At 58.9% G+C, this 16,497-nt stretch carries 19 protein-coding genes and 1 pseudogene; 10 read left to right on the top strand and 10 right to left on the bottom strand.

Annotation, left to right across the window (positions count from 1 at the left end; genetic code table 11):
* Positions 1-235: hypothetical protein (locus GZ093_RS17315; protein ID WP_363261013.1), on the bottom strand; the 235-nt coding region annotated here is incomplete at its 3' end.
* On the opposite strand from GZ093_RS17315, the pseudogene GZ093_RS17310 reads away from it, so the two are divergent.
* Positions 202-540 (top strand): annotated as a pseudogene (locus GZ093_RS17310) (IS91 family transposase); the annotation flags it as partial. The gene GZ093_RS17315 and the pseudogene GZ093_RS17310 overlap by 34 nt on opposite strands.
* 223 nt (positions 541-763) lie before the next feature.
* On the opposite strand, the gene GZ093_RS17305 reads toward GZ093_RS17310, so the two are convergent.
* The 5 genes from GZ093_RS17305 to GZ093_RS17285 all read right to left on the bottom strand — a co-directional run bounded on the left by GZ093_RS17305 (position 764) and on the right by GZ093_RS17285 (position 2,388).
* A complete protein-coding gene (locus GZ093_RS17305; protein ID WP_296488392.1) occupies positions 764-1,231 on the bottom strand; it encodes a GNAT family N-acetyltransferase in 468 nt (155 codons plus the stop codon).
* Positions 1,200-1,556 (bottom strand): DUF1778 domain-containing protein, encoded by a 357-nt coding sequence (locus tag GZ093_RS17300; RefSeq protein ID WP_296488389.1) that lies wholly within the window; start codon positions 1,554-1,556, stop codon positions 1,200-1,202. Before GZ093_RS17300 ends, GZ093_RS17305 begins: the two co-directional genes overlap by 32 nt.
* Positions 1,557-1,633: 77 nt before the next feature.
* Positions 1,634-1,717: a hypothetical protein gene (locus GZ093_RS17295; protein WP_296488397.1), complete on the bottom strand. Its 84-nt coding sequence runs from the start codon at positions 1,715-1,717 to the stop codon at positions 1,634-1,636.
* A gap of 87 nt (positions 1,718-1,804) precedes the next feature.
* Entirely contained in the window at positions 1,805-2,185 is a 381-nt protein-coding gene (locus GZ093_RS17290) for a type II toxin-antitoxin system VapC family toxin (protein ID WP_296488386.1), read from the bottom strand.
* Positions 2,182-2,388: a type II toxin-antitoxin system VapB family antitoxin gene (locus tag GZ093_RS17285; RefSeq protein ID WP_296488382.1), complete on the bottom strand. Its 207-nt coding sequence runs from the start codon at positions 2,386-2,388 to the stop codon at positions 2,182-2,184. Before GZ093_RS17285 ends, GZ093_RS17290 begins: the two co-directional genes overlap by 4 nt.
* A gap of 720 nt (positions 2,389-3,108) precedes the next feature.
* On the opposite strand from GZ093_RS17285, the gene GZ093_RS17280 reads away from it, so the two are divergent.
* From GZ093_RS17280 to GZ093_RS17240, 9 genes are all read left to right on the top strand, one after another.
* Entirely contained in the window at positions 3,109-4,395 is a 1,287-nt protein-coding gene (locus GZ093_RS17280) for a 2Fe-2S iron-sulfur cluster-binding protein (RefSeq protein WP_296488379.1), read from the top strand.
* On the top strand, positions 4,396-4,974 hold the full coding sequence (locus GZ093_RS17275) for a hypothetical protein (protein ID WP_296488376.1): 579 nt from the start codon (positions 4,396-4,398) through the stop codon (positions 4,972-4,974). It abuts the gene before it with no gap.
* Positions 4,971-5,702: a cytochrome c3 family protein gene (locus GZ093_RS17270; protein WP_296488374.1), complete on the top strand. Its 732-nt coding sequence runs from the start codon at positions 4,971-4,973 to the stop codon at positions 5,700-5,702. Before GZ093_RS17275 ends, GZ093_RS17270 begins: the two co-directional genes overlap by 4 nt.
* Positions 5,703-5,917: 215 nt before the next feature.
* Positions 5,918-7,006, top strand: a complete 1,089-nt coding sequence (locus GZ093_RS17265) for a 3-oxoacyl-[acyl-carrier-protein] synthase III C-terminal domain-containing protein (protein ID WP_296488372.1) — start codon at positions 5,918-5,920, stop codon at positions 7,004-7,006.
* Entirely contained in the window at positions 7,006-7,773 is a 768-nt protein-coding gene (locus GZ093_RS17260) for a hypothetical protein (protein WP_296488369.1), read from the top strand. The genes GZ093_RS17265 and GZ093_RS17260 overlap by 1 nt, the downstream gene beginning before the upstream one ends.
* Positions 7,770-9,062 carry an NAD(P)/FAD-dependent oxidoreductase gene (locus GZ093_RS17255; RefSeq protein WP_296488367.1) on the top strand — a complete coding sequence of 431 codons (1,293 nt, stop codon included), beginning with the start codon at positions 7,770-7,772 and terminating at the stop codon, positions 9,060-9,062. Before GZ093_RS17260 ends, GZ093_RS17255 begins: the two co-directional genes overlap by 4 nt.
* Positions 9,063-9,083: 21 nt before the next feature.
* Positions 9,084-9,371, top strand: coding sequence for a phosphopantetheine-binding protein (locus GZ093_RS17250; RefSeq protein ID WP_296488364.1), 288 nt, complete (start codon positions 9,084-9,086; stop codon positions 9,369-9,371).
* Positions 9,368-10,600, top strand: a complete 1,233-nt coding sequence (locus tag GZ093_RS17245) for a beta-ketoacyl-[acyl-carrier-protein] synthase family protein (RefSeq protein ID WP_296488360.1) — start codon at positions 9,368-9,370, stop codon at positions 10,598-10,600. Before GZ093_RS17250 ends, GZ093_RS17245 begins: the two co-directional genes overlap by 4 nt.
* A gap of 269 nt (positions 10,601-10,869) precedes the next feature.
* Positions 10,870-11,463 carry an NAD(P)H-dependent oxidoreductase gene (locus GZ093_RS17240; RefSeq protein WP_296488357.1) on the top strand — a complete coding sequence of 198 codons (594 nt, stop codon included), beginning with the start codon at positions 10,870-10,872 and terminating at the stop codon, positions 11,461-11,463.
* 112 nt (positions 11,464-11,575) lie between these two features.
* On the opposite strand, the gene GZ093_RS17235 is transcribed toward GZ093_RS17240, so the two are convergent.
* From GZ093_RS17235 to GZ093_RS17220, 4 genes are all read right to left on the bottom strand, one after another.
* Positions 11,576-12,025: a DUF305 domain-containing protein gene (locus GZ093_RS17235; protein WP_296488355.1), complete on the bottom strand. Its 450-nt coding sequence runs from the start codon at positions 12,023-12,025 to the stop codon at positions 11,576-11,578.
* Positions 12,026-12,118: 93 nt separating this feature from the next.
* Positions 12,119-14,236: a catalase gene (locus GZ093_RS17230; protein WP_296488352.1), complete on the bottom strand. Its 2,118-nt coding sequence runs from the start codon at positions 14,234-14,236 to the stop codon at positions 12,119-12,121.
* A 17-nt stretch (positions 14,237-14,253) separates the two neighbouring features.
* On the bottom strand, positions 14,254-14,673 hold the full coding sequence (locus tag GZ093_RS17225) for a PRC-barrel domain-containing protein (protein ID WP_296488350.1): 420 nt from the start codon (positions 14,671-14,673) through the stop codon (positions 14,254-14,256).
* Positions 14,674-14,817: 144 nt separating this feature from the next.
* On the bottom strand, positions 14,818-15,888 hold the full coding sequence (locus tag GZ093_RS17220; protein WP_296488346.1) for an NAD(P)H-dependent oxidoreductase: 1,071 nt from the start codon (positions 15,886-15,888) through the stop codon (positions 14,818-14,820).
* Positions 15,889-16,497 lie beyond the last annotated feature (609 nt).

Genomic DNA, 16,497 nt, shown 5'->3' with positions numbered 1-16,497 from the left:
TGAGTGCGGTGCGGATTTCCTTGTCGCGCATCTTGACGACGTATTCATCCCCGGCATAGGCGCTTTGCATGGTGGGCCACTGCGCCAGCAGCTTCAGCGCCGCCGCGTCCTGCAACTCGGTGCGCTCTTGGGCCAGTTCCAGCACGGTGCCGTAAGCGCCGGGTTTGGCAGAGCCGTTTTTGCAGGGGTCGTGCGCTCCAGCCTGAGCCGCAAGCCAAACCCAAACCACGGGCACCATCGCATTACCTGTGGGCGGCACTGATTGCGCGCATTTATGAGGTGTTCCCGCTGATCTGCCCAATGTGCGGGGGCCAGATGCGCATCATTGCTTTCATTACGTTCAGTGCCGACATCCACAAGATACTGGAGCACATCGGGGTGGCCCCAGAAGCTCCCCGCATCGCTCCGGCACGCGGGCCGCCGCTATGGGACGAGTGTGGTGCGCAGGAGACGGGGGAGGGTGTTGAGGCTTTGCCGGACTGGGATATGACCAGTCAATCAGCACCCGATCACCCCGACGATCAGCGCACAGACTGGTGAGCCTGAAAAGGTGGGGCGCGACGACTGCGCCGGGGTGGGGCTGTGTTCGGAGGCAGCCCGGAGCGTGGTTTGGGATGAGTGGGCGAAAATTCTTGGGGATATCAGACGATCAATTCAGGGGAAACCCGTTTTATCAGTACGGTTTGGGGTGCGATACTTGGGCTCATGCGGTTGGAAGTCCTATCCGTCACAGGTTTTTGGGTTTTGGGTTTTGGGTTTTGATTTAAATCGACAAGAACAAGTTCAGCGGATGATCTGCCATCTGCTCGAACCCATAGCGCTTGTAAAACTCGACTGCTGGGGGTTTCGCATTGACAACCAAGCCAATCCCACCCACCTCACTGGCAATGCGTGTGACGCGGTCAATGGCATCAAAAAGCATGAACGCCCCGATACCTTTGCCTTGTTGGCCTTTGTCAGTTGCCAATCGCCCGAGTCGGAAAACTGGCACCTTGGTAGGCAAGCGCTTGCGATGCTGCGCCAGCAAGTCAGTATTGACCAGTTCAGCCATGCTGATGGCGTAATAGCCAAGAACTTGTGCACTATCCCCGTTGGTGGCAACCACAAAAGTCGAGGAAACGCCCTTCTCTTTATGCTGCATGGCTACCTGGGTAAACCAGCCATTGAGTTGCGCATCGCCGCAGTCAAATCCATTCCTGTCATGCCATTGGCTCAGCGATAGAACCAGCATTCTTTATCCTCAGGTAACGGGCCTGCGCTTGCAGGAATTTTTCGTTGCGCGGGGGCGGGTTTTCCATCATCTCCATGAGTCGCAACGATTCCCTGCGAGTGAGAACAATCGTGGATTCACTTTCAATGACCTTATCCGCTTTTTCCAGCGCGGCCTGCACCACGAACTGGTTCAGGGTCGCACCCACGAGATCGGCTGCCACTTGCAGTTTGTCCAGCACATGGTCAGTCAGTCGTGTGGTGAGTCGTTTGCCCGTTTGAGCTAGCATGGCAATCTCCATATAAGGTATTTTTGCAATGCGCCCAGTGTAATTTAGTGGCGTCATTTTGTCACCACCTTTTCTTTCTCATTGCTGCGCAATGGCGCGGTCAAATTCCAATTCACCGGCATCTGGCCTTCGACTCAAAACAGCATGGACAGGGTGTCATACACCGTGAAGCGCAGGCCGCGAATGCAGGTCCTGCCACCACGTTTGCCGGGTTCCAGCGTGACCTATTCACATCAAACTCCAGACTGATTTGCAGAAAATTGATTTTGCATCGCCTGTGCAGGGGGGCAAATTGCAATTGAGGCTCAGGCGTGAAGCGCTGGGCGGTAGGCCCGATCCAGTTCGGTGGCCACTGACTCAAGTCGTTTATCCAAAGTCCAGACCAGCGTTTGCTCACACAGCAGCACGGATGCCAGCAGGCTCAAATCAACGAAGCCACAACCGCGACCGTACAGGTTGCGGCGCTCCATCAGTGCCAGTAGCTCATCGGGCGTCGCGACAGGCGTGCTTTCGAGTTCGGCCAGCATGGCGATGATGGCTCGCCGACTCGGTGGTGTCCCGCAGGCAACTTCCGCCACCACATAGGGGTGGCATACGACCACGCCCTCCTCAAGCAAAGCAACCAGGCGCTCATTGCGCCGCTTGAAGTGATCAACCCAGACAGAGGTGTCAACGAGCACGTTCATGCCGTTGGCGTTTCTTCACGTCGGCGCGGTGCGAGCTCGACATCAGGAGCTTGACCGCCCAGGGCAGCCAGGCGACGGGCCGTCTGCCGCTGAATGAACGCCTTGACGCATTCTCTGATCAGTTCAGACCTGTCGATTCCAGGCTCTGCGAGCGCCACGGCCTTGGCAAAGAGTTGATCATCAATCGTCAGGGTGGTTCGCATAGTTCGCCTTTAGCATCAATAACCGCATCACTCTACATCAAATAATGCACCCATGCGCAGTGATGCGAGTCATGGAGGTCAGATTCCAATTCATCGGCATCTGGCCTCCAACTCAAAACAAACGCCACGGTTATGACGCGATGTCGTGAACGTTGCCATGCGGGACTGGGTTTGATCGCGCCAGACGGCCTCATCCGTGCCACCCAGTTCGACTCAACCTCAACACCCTTGCCCGTCTCGCCTGCGCACCACAGTTGTCCGACCGTTTTGCGCTTCAAGTGCCTGTCTGTGAGGCTTTGCGCTGTGCGTGGCTTCGCAAGCCTGTGCCGCTGGATGCTGGGCTTGAATTCCGACCAATTAAAAATGCAAAGCCGTCTAATTCAAATTATGACGAAGACCATCACGACCATTTATTGAGCCACGGCGCATTAAAGAAATTGGTCGCGCCCGCCTGATGCGCAAATACAAAACGGTCAGCACGGGCGACCTGGTTTACCGGTTGATGGCAGGGTGAACTGAAAACATTCGCTAACCTGATTCGGAATCTGCGACCAAGTAGTCCAGTTAACGGTTAAGAAAGATTTAAGGTGGCAGACATACGCTTCACTGGGTCAAGTAGAAAGAAGTCAAAGTGTTTCAGACCCTGGTGTGTTTTTCTGGTGTTACCCATGTGTTGGTCTGCGCGTCTGCGACAACCTGTATCCGGCGCGGCGCCATACCATGACCTCGCTCTATCTGCTGCTCTGGATTGTTGGCGGCATCCTGCTGCAACTGACGATCTACCTCAGCATCGGCTTCTGGCACCACTGGGTGGACTATCAAACCTTGCGCAACAGCGCATTGGACGGCGGCTTGCCAGTTCAGCCAAGTACATTCATTGACGAGCCAGACAGCCTTGTTCCGGGCTGGTCTGGTTTGCGCACCTTTATGGTCACGCACAAGGCAGTGGAAGATGCCACGCAGGACATCTGCTCCTTTCATCTGGTGCCGCAAGACGGGCACGCAATGCCGCCGTTCCTGCCGGGCCAGTTTCTGACTTTTCGCCTTGATGCTCCCTCACCCACAGGCGACACCGAGCCCGTCATCCGCTGCTACTCAATCTCGGATGCGCCACGCCCGACCGGTTTCCGCGTGTCCATCAAACGCGCACCGGCACCCGCCAACAGCCAGTTCCCGCCCGGACGCTCTTCCAATTTCTTCCACGATCAGGTGCAGGTGGGCAGTCTTCTGCAGGTACGCGCTCCGTCCGGGCATTTTCATATCAACCGCAGTGACGCGCCCGTGGTGCTGATTGGCGGGGGCATCGGCATCACGCCCATGCTGAGCATGCTGAACTGGTGCCTAACTGAGCAACCTGGACGCGAGCTATGGCTGTTTTATGGCGTGCGCCAAGGCCTGAAACTGATGGCGCAACCCCACCTTGAAGCGCTGGCAGCGCTGCATCCGAACTTTCATTTGCACATTTGCCTCAGCAATCCAGGGCCACAAGACGTGTTGGGACAAAACCACCAACAACAAGGCCGCGTTAATGTGGAACTGCTGCGCGGGCTGCTGCCGCTCAAGCCCTACCACTTCTACATTTGCGGTCCCACGGCCATGCTGGAGAGTCTGGTGCCGGCACTGGAAGATTGGGGCGTGCCCGATGCGCGCATTCACTTTGAGGCGTTCGGGCCGGCATCCATCAAGCGCAAGAAATCCGCGCTGACGGCAACGTCCACACTGACTACCCGGGCATCTGGCGCAGCAGACGCCACAGTGATAGTGACGTTCTCCAAGACGGGCAAACAGTTGCCCTGGCAAGCCGGCAGCGGCACCCTGCTTGAACTGGCCGAAGCCAACGGCATAGCCGTGAACTCTGGCTGCCGCGCTGGCGGCTGCGCAAGCTGCCAGACCACCATCAACACGGGTGAAGTGGCCTACCAAAACGCACCCGACTTTGATCCCGAACCCGGCACCTGCCTGCTGTGCGTCTGCACGCCCAAAACCGATGTCACCCTGGATCTGTAAATGAAAAGTTCTCTTTGGCGTGAACACGTATTGCCCTTCAGCCTGCTGCTGGGCGTGCTGGCCGCAGCCACCTTGGCGGGCGACTATCTGCTGCATCGGCTCAATCTGGTGTGGGTCGGTCGCTACCTGGGCATTCCTGGCACGCTGCTGATCATCGGCTCGCTCTATTACTCGCTGCGCAAGCGCAAGGTTGTCACCTCTGGCAACCCCAAAACCTTGCTGAAAATGCACGAGTTCAGTGCCTGGCTGGGCTCACTCATGGTGTTGATTCATGCCGGAGTGCACTTCAACGCCATATTGCCGTGGCTGGCCACCGTGGCCATGAGCGTTAACGTGGTCAGCGGCATGGTGGGCAAGATGCTGCTGAGCCGCTCGCGCCAGCACGTGCAGGGTGAGCGCAATCACTTTGCACTGCGTGGCATGTCCAAGCCGGAGGTCGAGCAAGCCTTGTTCTGGGATGCGGTCACGCTCGATGCCATGGCCCAGTGGCGCAAGGTGCACATCCCGATCTTCATCGTGTTTGCGGTGCTGGCGCTGGGTCACATTCTTAGCATCTTCCTGTTCTGGGGCTGGGTATGAGCCGCACGTTGAAGATCATTCTGGCCATCAATTTGGCACTGCTGGCGGCGCTGGTGTTCATCTACCCGCATTTGATGGTCGGGCCTGGCAAGCTAATTCCCGGACACAAGGCGTTAGAAGGCGATTGCTTTGCCTGCCACTCCGCATTCACCGGGGCCAGTTCGGCCACCTGCATCAGTTGCCACAAACCAGCTGACATTGGCCGCCTGAGCAGCAAGGGTCTGGCGCTTGCCAAGCCCGCCACGTTCGCCGCGTTTCACCAAAAGCTGATCTCGCAGGATTGTGTGGCCTGCCACAGCGACCACGCGGGGGTCAAGCGCTTTGCCCAACCCGGCCGGTTCAACCACAGTCTGCTCCAAAAGGAAGCGCGCGACGGATGCCAGGCTTGCCACAAGGCACCTGCAGATGCGCTGCACCAGCAAATCACCGGCAACTGCCTGCAATGCCACAACCAGGACAAATGGACCCCGGCCACCTTTGACCACAAAAAGAACTTCGCCCTGGACAAGGACCACAGCGCGCGCTGCGTCACCTGCCATGTGCGCAACGACTACAAAGCCTACACCTGCTATGGCTGCCACGAGCACACCCCTACCAACATCCGACGCGAGCATGTTGAAGAAGGCATCAGCAAATACGACAACTGCGTCGAGTGCCATCGCAGCGCCAACGAACATGACATCAAGGGCCGCAACGAGGGTCAGGGCTATCGGGGAAAGTCCATCTAGAAGGAACTGTTCGACTGAAACCGAGTGTTCTAAGTAAATCGAGTCTGCTTAATGAAAATCTTCCGAATGGAAGTCGAGTCACTATTTTTGCTGTTAACTGCGGCAACGGCTATGTACGGCAACGCACGGACCGCCCACGCTTGGCAGTTGTAACATAGTCTTATGATGAAATTTCGCTGTGTTTATTCCGATGTATCCAATACCTGGGCCGGCAAATGACCGGCGCTGCCGTTGCCGCTGGCAGCATGTTCATTCGCGCAGTGGGGACTGCTACCCCTGCGACGCGCTATACCAAGGCCCAATGCCTGCTGGCGTTCGAACAGTCTGAATGGTTCAACCGACTGGACGCGCGCTCTCACCTCGTTGCGCGCACTGTTCTCAAGCGTGACAACGGCATCGACGCGCGGCGCCTCGCGTTGGATTCATTGGACGAAGTGTTCCACATCGATCCCGACACGCTGGCGCGGCGTTTCCTCGACCATGCACCCCAGTTAGCGGTCTGCGCAGGAACCCGTGCACTGATAGCCGCAAAAGTCGATGCCAATGAGATCGATGCCGTGGTGGTGAGCACCTGCACTGGCTATCTTTGCCCGGGGCTGTCTGGCTACGTCGTTGAAGGGCTGGGTCTGCGCCCTGATGTTCAGGCTTACGATTTGGTGGGCCAGGGTTGTGCTGCGGCTCTGCCCAATATGCAGCTGGGCCGCGCACTACTGGCATCGGGTTCTTGTGCGCATGTCTTGTCGGTATGCGTCGAAGTCAGCAGCGCGGCGATGTACTTGGACAATGACGCCGGTGTCATCATCAGCGCCTGCCTGTTCGGGGACGGTGCCGGCGCTGCCGTGCTGTCGCGCAGCCCCGGTGTGGGCACACGCCACATCGAATGGATGGACAGCACTTCGGTGGTGGACCCGTCTCATCGTGACGCACTCAAGTTCGAAACACGCGGCGGGCTGCTTCGTAACGTGCTCACGCGCGCGGTACCTGAGCTAGCCGCCGAGCATGCCCTGCGCGTGCTGCACACGGTGTTGCAACGTGCCGGTCTGAAGCCCCATGACATCAACACCTGGATCATGCATGCGGGTGGACGCGACGTATTGAAGGCGGTCGAGCACCACTTTGCGCTGCAAAGTTCAGACCTGCGTTACAGCGCCGCCATGCTGCGTGAATACGGCAACCTCTCCAGCGCATTCGTCTATTTCGTTCTTCAGGCCGCGCTGGCCGACAGTGCGCCGGGCGGTTGGTGGTGGCTGTCATCGTTCGGAGCGGGCTTTAGCTGCCACGGTGCATTGCTGCAGGTTCAGTGATGACGATGGCCCGAACCGTTCTTCCTGAATTGCTGGATGACCTGGGCATGCAAGACCCCAGGGCCCAGCGTTCACGCAGGGACTTGCAGCGTCTGCACCGGGTCATGGGCACGCAGAGAATACTGCTTCACGCACTGCGCAAAATGCCCCTACGGCGCTCGGGTTCCCCCTCTTCGCCGCCACTGCAAGTGCTGGAGATTGGCGCTGGCGACGGCAGCCTGATGTTGGGCGTCGCGCGCGCGCTCAAGGGCGCGTGGCCGGCTGTCTCCCTGACGCTATTGGACCGGCATAACTTGCTGGCGTCGTCCACTGAGCGGCACTATGCCGGCGCCCGTTGGCGTGTTACCGCACAGGTGGGCGATGTACTCGACTGGGCCAAGCAAGAACCCGCGGCGGGATTGACGCCTTACACGGCGCGCTGGGATCTGATTGTGACCAACCTCTTTCTGCACCATTTCGAGGATCCGCAGTTGAGCCTGGTGCTGGGTGCAGTGGCTGCGCGTACAGATTACTTCTTCGCCTGCGAGCCACACCGTACCTGGCTGGCATTGGCTGGAAGCCACTTGGTGGGTGCAGTGGGCGCCAATGCAGTCACGCGGGAAGATGCCGTGCTGAGTGTGCGGGCAGGGTTTCGCAACAAGGAACTGTGCACGCTCTGGCCGGGGGTGGAAGAAGACTGGACGCTTGGAGAATACCCCGCCGGCCTTTTTAGCCACTGCTTTAGCGCGGCACGAACAGACAGTATGCATGCGGATGCGCGCCCATGAAGACCCGTTTCGATGCTCTCATTGTTGGCGCGGGGCCCGCTGGGTCGAGTGCCGCCATCCTGTTGGCCCAAGCAGGATGGTCGGTCGCATTAATTGAAAAGCAGGTCTTCCCGCGCCGCAAAGTGTGCGGTGAATGTGTGGCAGCGAGCAACCTGCCCCTTTTGGATGCACTGGGTATCGGACCTGAATTCATGGCCCGGGCCGGACCAGAACTGCGCCACACCGCCGTGATGCGGGGCGCGCGCAGCATGGTGGCCGATTTACCCGCAGCTCCTCATGCCCGGTACCCTTGGGGTCGGGCGCTGGGCCGGGAAGTTCTCGATACGATGCTGCTCGAACGTGCACGAGCTGTGGGTGCTGAAGTATTGCAACCCTGGGCGGTCCAGAAAATCAACGGTGCAGCCGGATTTCACCAGTGCACGGTGCGCGAAGCTGTATCCGAGCGGTTGGCCATCCTTCAGGCTCCGGTGGTGATCCTTGCCCATGGGTCCTGGGAGCCGCTGCCTGCGGATCGCGCGGTGCAGCGGCTGGCCCGCAGCGGCAGCGATCTGCTGGCGTTCAAGGCCAATTTTGGTGGTGCGGCCTTGGCTCCCGGGCTGCTGCCAGTACTGCTCTTCAAAGGCGGATATGGCGGCATGGTGCTAGCAGACAATGGCCTCGTAACGCTGGCCTGCTGCATTCGCGCTGATCGCCTGGATGCACTGCGGCACGCGGCGCCCGGCAAACCTGCTGGTGAAGTGATGGAGGCCATGCTCAAGCGCGAATGCCAGGGCGTGGACGATGCTTTGCAAGGTGCGGTGCGCCAAGGTGCCTGGATGGCATCAGGCCCGCTTGCACCGGGTGTGCGTTTGCAAAGCAAGGAAACGGTCTTTCGCATCGGCAACGCAGCCGGAGAAGCGCACCCCATCATTGGCGAAGGCATGAGCATGGCCTTACAGTCCGCCGCGTTGCTATGTGACAAGCTGGTGCAAGCCCGGCCGTCGAATGCGGCGACGGTCGGCGCAATATGGCAGCGCGCTGTGCGCGAGGACTATGCAGCCCAATGGCGCAGGACGTTCGTGCCCCGGATGCGGCTTGCAAGCGCCTTTGCACACTTGGCGATGCGACCGGCAACCTCTGCGGCCTTGTTGATGCTGTTGACCCACTGGCCGTCACTGATGACCCAAGGCGCGACCTGGGCTGGCAAGATCAACTGCGCTGTGAATGCCACCAACATCGCTGAATTGGCCCGCAGCACCCAGGACAACGGCACCCGCGGCCGACCGGAATCGGCCATACAAGGCATTTAAACCACTGCCAGGAGAAAGTCCATGACCACCATAGACCGTATACGTACCCTGCTTGTCAAAGACTACAAGCTTGATCCCGACAAGCTGACAGATGATGCACGCCTGGAGGACCTGGGCGTCGATTCCCTGGGTATGGCCGAATTGGTATTCAACATCGAGGACGAGTTCGGTTTGACGGTGCCCGACGTAGCAACAACGCTGACAACATTTGGCGAGGTCGTGCGCTTCATCGATGATCTCATCGCGGCCCGCGACGCTCAAGCAGGATCCTCCATGACGATGACAGAGAATCCTCAGCCGACACCATGAGGCGCGTCGCTGTTACGGGCATCGGCGTTGTGTCGCCCTTGGGTCATAGCCCCCATGAGGTGTTCGAGGCCGCACGCGCTGGACGTTCGGGCATCCACCACCTTGACATTCCAGATGCGCATCGGATGGCAGCACCGTTGGCGGCCACGGTACAGTTCGACGGCGCTGACCATTTTGAGCCACCTCAGCAACGCCTGCTGGACCGTGTGAGCCAGTTTGCGGTGGTGGCAGCCCGCCGTGCCTTCGCGGATGCGGGGTGCGAACTGACCGAACTGGAGCGTGAGCGCACCGGGGTTTTTCTGGGTACCGGCATGGGCGGGACCTTGTCCATGGATGACGGCTACCAGACCTTGTATGGTCAGCAGTCCGACCGCATCAAGCCGATGATGATTTTGCAGGGCATGCATAACGCGCCAGCGGCCTGGATTGCGATCGAACACAAATTGCGCGGCCCTAACCTGACCTATTCCACGGCCTGTTCTTCTTCCAGTGTGGCTATCGGAGAAGCTTGGCTGCGTTTGGCCAGCGGCGTGCTGGATGTAGCCATCGCCGGGGGCTCAGAGGCGCCGCTGTCTCTGGGTTCCCTAAAAGCCTGGGAGGCCATGCACACGCTGGCAAGCGTAGACGCTGCTGACCCTGCCACTTCTTGCAAGCCCTTCTCCAAAAACCGAAGCGGCATGGTGCTGGGTGAAGGCGCGGCCTTGGTGGTCCTGGAACCATGGGATCACGCCCTGGCGCGCGGTGCCACCATCTACGGGGAAATTGTTGGCTACGGGCTCACTACCGATTCAGGCCACATTGCGCGCCCGAGTGTGGACGGACAGGCTGCAGCGATCCGTTCGGCACTGGCATCTGCGGGCCTGAGTTTGCACGCTGTTGATTCCATCAACGCCCACGGCACCGGCACCCAGGCCAACGACAGTGTCGAGAGCTCGGCCATCAAGCTGGTCTTCGGCGCCAGAGCGGATCAAATCCCGATCAGCGCAACCAAGGCGCTGCACGGTCACCTTCTGGGTGCAGCCGGCGCCTTGGAGTTCGTGCTGTCGCTGTTAGCGCTGCGGCACAACGTCGCCTTGCCCACCATGCATCTGCAGGAGTCGGACCCGCAGTGCGATCTGGACTATGTCCCCAACCTTGCACGCCCAGGTGCAGCGGGCAAAACCATGTTGTCGCACTCGTTCGCTTTCGGCGGCACGAATGCCGTCCTGGCGCTGCGTGCCGTTGATTGACTGCGGCAGGGTCTGCATTATTTGAATAACGGCACACATTTGTGTGCGATGACGTACAGACCTTTTTGCGCTGCGCGTCCACGATGCAGGTCTTAGCCCTCTGCAATATTTGCAGGCATCCCGAAAGGAATTGCGATGAGTCGACTCACCACGCAAGACGGTACCCAGCTTGACGTCAAAGACTGGGGCACTGGACGCCCCGTGATCATGGCGTCCCTTCAAAGTCCAGGCGCGCTCGGCATCTAACTTCAAACTGAAAGCAACCTGCAATGAAAAAATCCCTCAAATTTCTCGGTATTCCCGGAAGCCTTCGACGCGACTCCTACAACCGCGCTGCGCTGGTTGCTGCCCAGAGCCTTCTGCCACCAGACGTGACACTGGATATTTTTGATCTGGAAGGCATCCCCATGTTCAATCAGGACCACGAGACCACACCAGTTCCCCGGCTGATCGAGTTCAAAAAGAAGATACGTGAGGCCGATGCCATCGTCTTTTGCACCCCGGAGTACAACTATTCGGTGCCTGGGGTGCTGAAAAATGCCATCGATTGCGCCTCTCGCCCTTTCGGCGACAGCGCTTGGTCGGGCAAACCGGTGGCGGTGATGGGCGCCTCGGTAAGCGTTTTCGGCTCGGCCAGAGCGCAATACCACCTGCGCCAGATGCTTGTGGCCCTCAATATGTTCCAGCTCAACCAGCCGGAAATCATGATTGCCCAGGCTGGTGATGCCGGAAAAGTATTCGATGCACAAGGCAAACTTATCAATGAATCAAGTCAAAAACTGATTCGTCTGCTTCTGGAGAGTTTGGCGACCTGGACGCGACAGTTGAGCATGGCGGCCAGTCAACGCACAACAGAGAGTTGATCCGCGTACCTCGCTCAAAATGCCATCCCGAAACCCTCATCCATCTCCAGCCTCAGCGCAGGCAAACCGGCGAGTTCATGAATCGGCATGAGCCCGCCGCGCGTAATCGCTATTACTTACTCTCAAGGTCTTTGATCAGCCCCTTCATCTCGCTAATTTCTTTGCGCTGGGCCTTGATGATGCTGTCGGCAAGCGCCCGCACGCGCGGGTCTGAGATATGCGCACGCTCGCTGGTCAGGATCGCGATCGAGTGATGCGGGATCATGGCTTTCATCCAGGAAACATCCTCCACGGTCTCCTGGCTGCGGACGAGCCAGAGCGCGAGGGCAAATACGATGCAACTGCCAACCACAATGCCGATATTCACCTGCCGGTTGGTGTACATGCTCAGCATGAACCCCAGCATGATGACGGCCATTGCCGCCCCCATCACGAGCGCCATGTAGGCACGTGTCTCGCTAAAGAACAGATGGTCCAAGCTGTAAGTGTTCAAGTACATAAGTCCCAACATCACGACAGTTGCGACCACAATCATGGTGCCGAATCTTGCATACTTATCCATGTACGACTCTCCTCTTTTAACGTAATTGAATTGCCACTGAATTGCTCAATCTATCCTTCAGCCGTTGAACTTTTCCTGAGTTTTTCATTGCTTTTATGCCAAGGTTCGAACGGACTTTTCCCGCTCCCACTGGCGCGTCTTTGCCGCAGCAATAAATGCGTTCTTGTCGTTGGCATCCACAACGCCTGCGTCCTGTCCGACATTCGCTGCTCTCAGAAGCGCCTGGCCGCCTGTGTCGACGGCGATTGCCTTGAGATGACCGAAAGCATCGCGCACGAAATCGATTGCGGCACTTTCCATCGATAGTGCCTTGCTGCCTGCTTCGGAGAGGATTACGGCGACCGCGTCAAATAGCACAGAAGGCGTACCCGCCAGCTGGCCGTCAGCCGCCAGCATCGAGCCATCGGCGAGCTTCGCGCCGCCCACTTTGGGTGCGACGATCTTCACACTGGCTCCGGCATCGGTGGCGGCCTTTGCAATCTCCTTGATGACAGCGCCGTCTGAACCGTCCGCGATCAGGATGCCAATCGCACGGCCCATCAGCGTGTCTTTCATCTTGCCGATGATCTGCAAGGCGGGCGAAGACGCCATCTCGTGCACTGGCGCTGCGGCTACCGGCGCATCGGGCATTTTGTCGAACCCAAGACCCGCCGCGACTCGGTTGGCGAGGTCCGCATCGATAGGTTGCAGGTGAGCTACCATCGCTTCGCGCACGTGCAGATGTTCGACCTTGGAGAGCTCAAACACCAACGCTGAGGCGATGTGCGCCTGCTCATACGCTGTTTGGCTGAGATAGAACTGCCGCGCCTGGCTGTAATGGTCGGCGAAGCTTTCGGCGCGGATGCGGCCTTTGCTGCCAGTTTCAGGTACCGCCGCACTATGAAACCCCTTGGAGGGCGATTCGCGTGACGAGTCCTTGGACAAAGTGCTGGGTTCATACGAAACACGGCCCAGAGGCTGCCCCATCTGCATATGCCCGTCACGCTGCTGGTTGCCAAACGGGCACTTGGGCGCGTTCACCGGCAGTTGGTGAAAGTTGGGCGAGCCCAGGCGCGACAACTGCGTGTCCAGGTAAGAAAACAACCGGCCTTGCAGCAGCGGGTCATTTGAAAAATCGATGCCAGGTACAACATGCGAAGGGCAAAATGCAACCTGCTCGGTTTCAGTAAAAAAGTTGTCGGGCCAGCGGTCAAACACAAAACGGCCAATCACCTTCAAGGGAACCAGTTCCTCCGCAATCAGCTTGGTGGCATCCAGGTGGTCAAACGGAAATTGATCCGCTTCCTCCTGGGTGAACAACTGCACCGAAAACTCCCACTCAGGGAACTGGCCCGCAGCAATCGCCTCGAACAAATCGCGGCGATGAAAGTCGGGGTCGGCACCGGCAATCTTGCAGGCTTCGTCCCAGATCGTCGATTGCAGACCGAGCTTGGGCCGCCAGTGAAACTTCACAAAAGTGACATCGCCCGCCGCATTCACCAACTGGAAGCTGTGAATGCCAAAACCTTCAACCATGCGCAACGAGCGCGGCAGGGTGCGGTCCGACATGATCCACATCACCATGTGCATGGCCTCGGGCGTCAACGAGATGAAGTCCCAGAATGTGTCGTGCGCGGTTGCCGCTTGCGGAAAGCCGCGATCAGGCTCCATCTTCACGGCATGAATCAGGTCTGGGAATTTAATGGCGTCCTGAATAAAGAACACCGGGATGTTGTTGCCCACCAGGTCCCAGTTGCCCTGTTGCGTGTAGAACTTGATGGCAAAGCCGCGCACATCGCGTGGCGTGTCGGACGAGCCGGAACCCCCGGCCACGGTGGAGATGCGGGAAAAAATAGGGGTCTTCACACCCACCTCGGTCAGCACCTGGGCCGTGGTGTAGGACTCGAGCGACTGGGTCAGTTCGAAGTAGCCATGCGCCGCCGTGCCACGCGCATGCACGATGCGTTCGGGGATGCGTTCGTGGTCGAAGTGCGTAATCTTCTCGCGCAGAATGAAGTCTTCCAGAAGCGTCGGGCCGCGCGGGTTGGCGCGCAGTGAATTCTGGTTATCCGAGACGACCAGACCCTGGTTGGTCGTCAGTGCGGGGTGAGTGCCGTGGACGTGCTGGTGCAGTTCACCACCGGCAGCACGGGTCTCGTCAGGCGCAGTGGAACCCGGCTTGCCCGGGGCCGCGCCCCGTGCGGGCTTGCGTCTTGTGATTTTCTTGTCCATGGTGGCGCACCCCCTGGCTACATCTGCACATCGTCCGGGTAGGGCTGTGTGCCGTAGTAGGCATGAATGCCCTTTGCCCACGACTGGTCGGCCATGTCGGGCCACTGGTCCGCGTCGAACCCGGGGGCGCTTTCGAGTCGTGCCTTGTCAACGTTCAACACAAAGCGTTTGTTCTCCGTATCGAGGGTCAGGGCGCTCCACGGCACGGCAAAGAGCTTTTCGCCCATGCTGAGGAAACCACCGAATGACAGCACGGCGTACGCCACCCGCCCACTGCGCATGTCGAGCATGATCTCTTTGATGTCACCCAGATCTTCGTCCAGGTGGTTGTAGACGTCGTTTCCGTTCAGTGTGTTGGCCCCCATCAGTTCTGGGCCGGGCCCTTTGACTGCGTTGGTTTTGTACATGCCGTATGTGTCGCGTTCGACGTAGTTCATGATTGATTCCTTCAAGATATGCGTGGTAAAGACTGACTGAAACGTGGGCCTGATTACCCACATCCCGAAACGAGAATAGCGATCCGTCAAACATTTGTCTGTTCGGCACCGCACGTTGGCGTGGCTTGACTAGCCACGCTCAACTTATTTGGGCCGGGGTCGTGGCTGTTTGGGCTGGACCGCCTGCAATTGGCCTGAGCGCAGTGCCTGCACCGCATGGGCCACAGCCAGACCCACGTTACGCGTTTCCTGCTGCAAGGCGGCATCGCGGTCCAAGACTTCATGGCTGGTGGCGTAAGGCTCGTAGTAGCCGATGAATCGGTCAAGGCGAGCCTGTGCGCCGGCATCAATCAAGCCCATCCAGTCCAGCCAGTCCGAGAGCCCGCGCCGCACCCCTTCAATGCCAGCCACGTCGCCGTGCACCACAAGCCCATAGGCGCGACCCGCCAGATGCTGCGGATACGACCAGCCTGCCAGTTCCAGCGCCTTGGCCTTGGCGGGCTTCTTTCCGGACGTGGATGTCGGATCCGGATTGCCGCCATCGGCGCATACCAGCCGGTCCATCATCAGCTTCAAGGGGCTGGGACTCTGGTACCAGTACACCGGCGTGACAATGACCACGGCGTGGGCAGCCACCCAGCGCGGGTAGATGTCGGCCATCCAGTCGTTGGTCTGATTCAGCGCGTGGTTCGGGTAACAGCTACAGGGCCAATGGCACAAAGGCATGGCCGTTGAAACGCAGCCCTTGCAGGGGTAGATGTTGCGCCCGTATTCCGAGACGAGCAGGCTCAGGTCCAGCAGGTCAGTTTGCATGCCGGCGCCTTCTAACGCTTCGCACACCCAGTTGCTCAGGCGAAATGTTTTTGAGATTTCGCCTGGGCAGGTGCCGTCATTGCGCGCCGAGCCGCATACCACCAGCACGCGCGATGGGTTGTCCGGCTCGGCCCACGTGGCCTCGGCCGAGTCGATCGCCTGCTTGGTGGCCAGCCAGTCTTCAGACAACTTGTAGGTAGGGTCAGCGTAACCGGGCCCGGCCCGCCGCGTTATGGGTGCTTTGCGGCCTTCGCTGTACGCGATCCATGCAATCTCTTCAAGCCGCGAAATCGCCGACTGCTCTGGCGCAAACGCCGGGTCAAAAAAAGGGGCTCGGTAACGCACGCCAAACTCATCGCGCGACAAAGTGGCGGGGGCTTGCCCCTTGCGAACGTCAGTCATGCCGATACCTCCTGTTGTTGTCCAGATGTCTCTGGCGCACAGACACGCATTGCGGCCAGCGCGTTGGCAGCGCCGCCACGCCAAATGACGTTGCCCGCAGCGCAAGCTACGAGCAAGGCACGCGCGGGGCCTTGGCGTCATTTGGCTTGAGCATGAAACAAATTTATAACGCGGTCCGTGCGCTGGCGAACACACGGCGCCAGGGCGTCGTCCTACACTTGAGCCGTTATAGTGGTGCAGTGCTGATTTCGACCCGGCTGTACCTCAAGCCATTCCTGAAAATAAACCCGATTTAGATTTCCCATGAAAAATCCACTTGCCGCATTTGCGGCTTGCATTGTCCAGTTTGCTGGCCCCGCATTCAAAGGCGGCGGCACCTCCGATCCGCACAAGTAGCGGGAGCGGGCGACGCGGCATTCCACCAACATCCCTGCATCGACAGCTTACTGATATGTTTTATGGAAACCAGTGACGTGTTGCGGCACCAGAAAATCAAAAGTCTCACGGCACAGCCGACTGAAAAAGTTGCAGATGCGGCGATTGGCTTATGGGAGCAGGTGGCGACCCAGATCATTTCGATCGTCGGCGAAGGTGGTTTCGATTCACTGT

The organism is Rhodoferax sp., assembly GCF_010365055.1.
Taxonomy (GTDB): domain Bacteria; phylum Pseudomonadota; class Gammaproteobacteria; order Burkholderiales; family Burkholderiaceae_C; genus Rhodoferax.
The sequence above is the reverse complement of the archived record's forward strand: the minus strand, read 5'-3'. Positions and strand labels throughout refer to the sequence as shown.

Excerpts from the sequence above, each read along its gene's own strand:
- GZ093_RS17305 (WP_296488392.1), bottom strand. The coding sequence starts at position 1,231 with ATGCTGGTTCTATCGCTGAGCCAATGGCATGACAGGAATGGATTTGAC.
- GZ093_RS17300 (WP_296488389.1), bottom strand. The coding sequence starts at position 1,556 with ATGACGCCACTAAATTACACTGGGCGCATTGCAAAAATACCTTATATG.
- GZ093_RS17290 (WP_296488386.1), bottom strand. The coding sequence starts at position 2,185 with ATGAACGTGCTCGTTGACACCTCTGTCTGGGTTGATCACTTCAAGCGG.
- GZ093_RS17285 (WP_296488382.1), bottom strand. The coding sequence starts at position 2,388 with ATGCGAACCACCCTGACGATTGATGATCAACTCTTTGCCAAGGCCGTG.
- GZ093_RS17280 (WP_296488379.1), top strand. The coding sequence starts at position 3,109 with ATGACCTCGCTCTATCTGCTGCTCTGGATTGTTGGCGGCATCCTGCTG.
- GZ093_RS17275 (WP_296488376.1), top strand. The coding sequence starts at position 4,396 with ATGAAAAGTTCTCTTTGGCGTGAACACGTATTGCCCTTCAGCCTGCTG.
- GZ093_RS17270 (WP_296488374.1), top strand. The coding sequence starts at position 4,971 with ATGAGCCGCACGTTGAAGATCATTCTGGCCATCAATTTGGCACTGCTG.
- GZ093_RS17265 (WP_296488372.1), top strand. The coding sequence starts at position 5,918 with ATGACCGGCGCTGCCGTTGCCGCTGGCAGCATGTTCATTCGCGCAGTG.
- GZ093_RS17260 (WP_296488369.1), top strand. The coding sequence starts at position 7,006 with ATGACGATGGCCCGAACCGTTCTTCCTGAATTGCTGGATGACCTGGGC.
- GZ093_RS17255 (WP_296488367.1), top strand. The coding sequence starts at position 7,770 with ATGAAGACCCGTTTCGATGCTCTCATTGTTGGCGCGGGGCCCGCTGGG.
- GZ093_RS17250 (WP_296488364.1), top strand. The coding sequence starts at position 9,084 with ATGACCACCATAGACCGTATACGTACCCTGCTTGTCAAAGACTACAAG.
- GZ093_RS17245 (WP_296488360.1), top strand. The coding sequence starts at position 9,368 with ATGAGGCGCGTCGCTGTTACGGGCATCGGCGTTGTGTCGCCCTTGGGT.
- GZ093_RS17240 (WP_296488357.1), top strand. The coding sequence starts at position 10,870 with ATGAAAAAATCCCTCAAATTTCTCGGTATTCCCGGAAGCCTTCGACGC.
- GZ093_RS17235 (WP_296488355.1), bottom strand. The coding sequence starts at position 12,025 with ATGGATAAGTATGCAAGATTCGGCACCATGATTGTGGTCGCAACTGTC.
- GZ093_RS17230 (WP_296488352.1), bottom strand. The coding sequence starts at position 14,236 with ATGGACAAGAAAATCACAAGACGCAAGCCCGCACGGGGCGCGGCCCCG.
- GZ093_RS17225 (WP_296488350.1), bottom strand. The coding sequence starts at position 14,673 with ATGAACTACGTCGAACGCGACACATACGGCATGTACAAAACCAACGCA.
- GZ093_RS17220 (WP_296488346.1), bottom strand. The coding sequence starts at position 15,888 with ATGACTGACGTTCGCAAGGGGCAAGCCCCCGCCACTTTGTCGCGCGAT.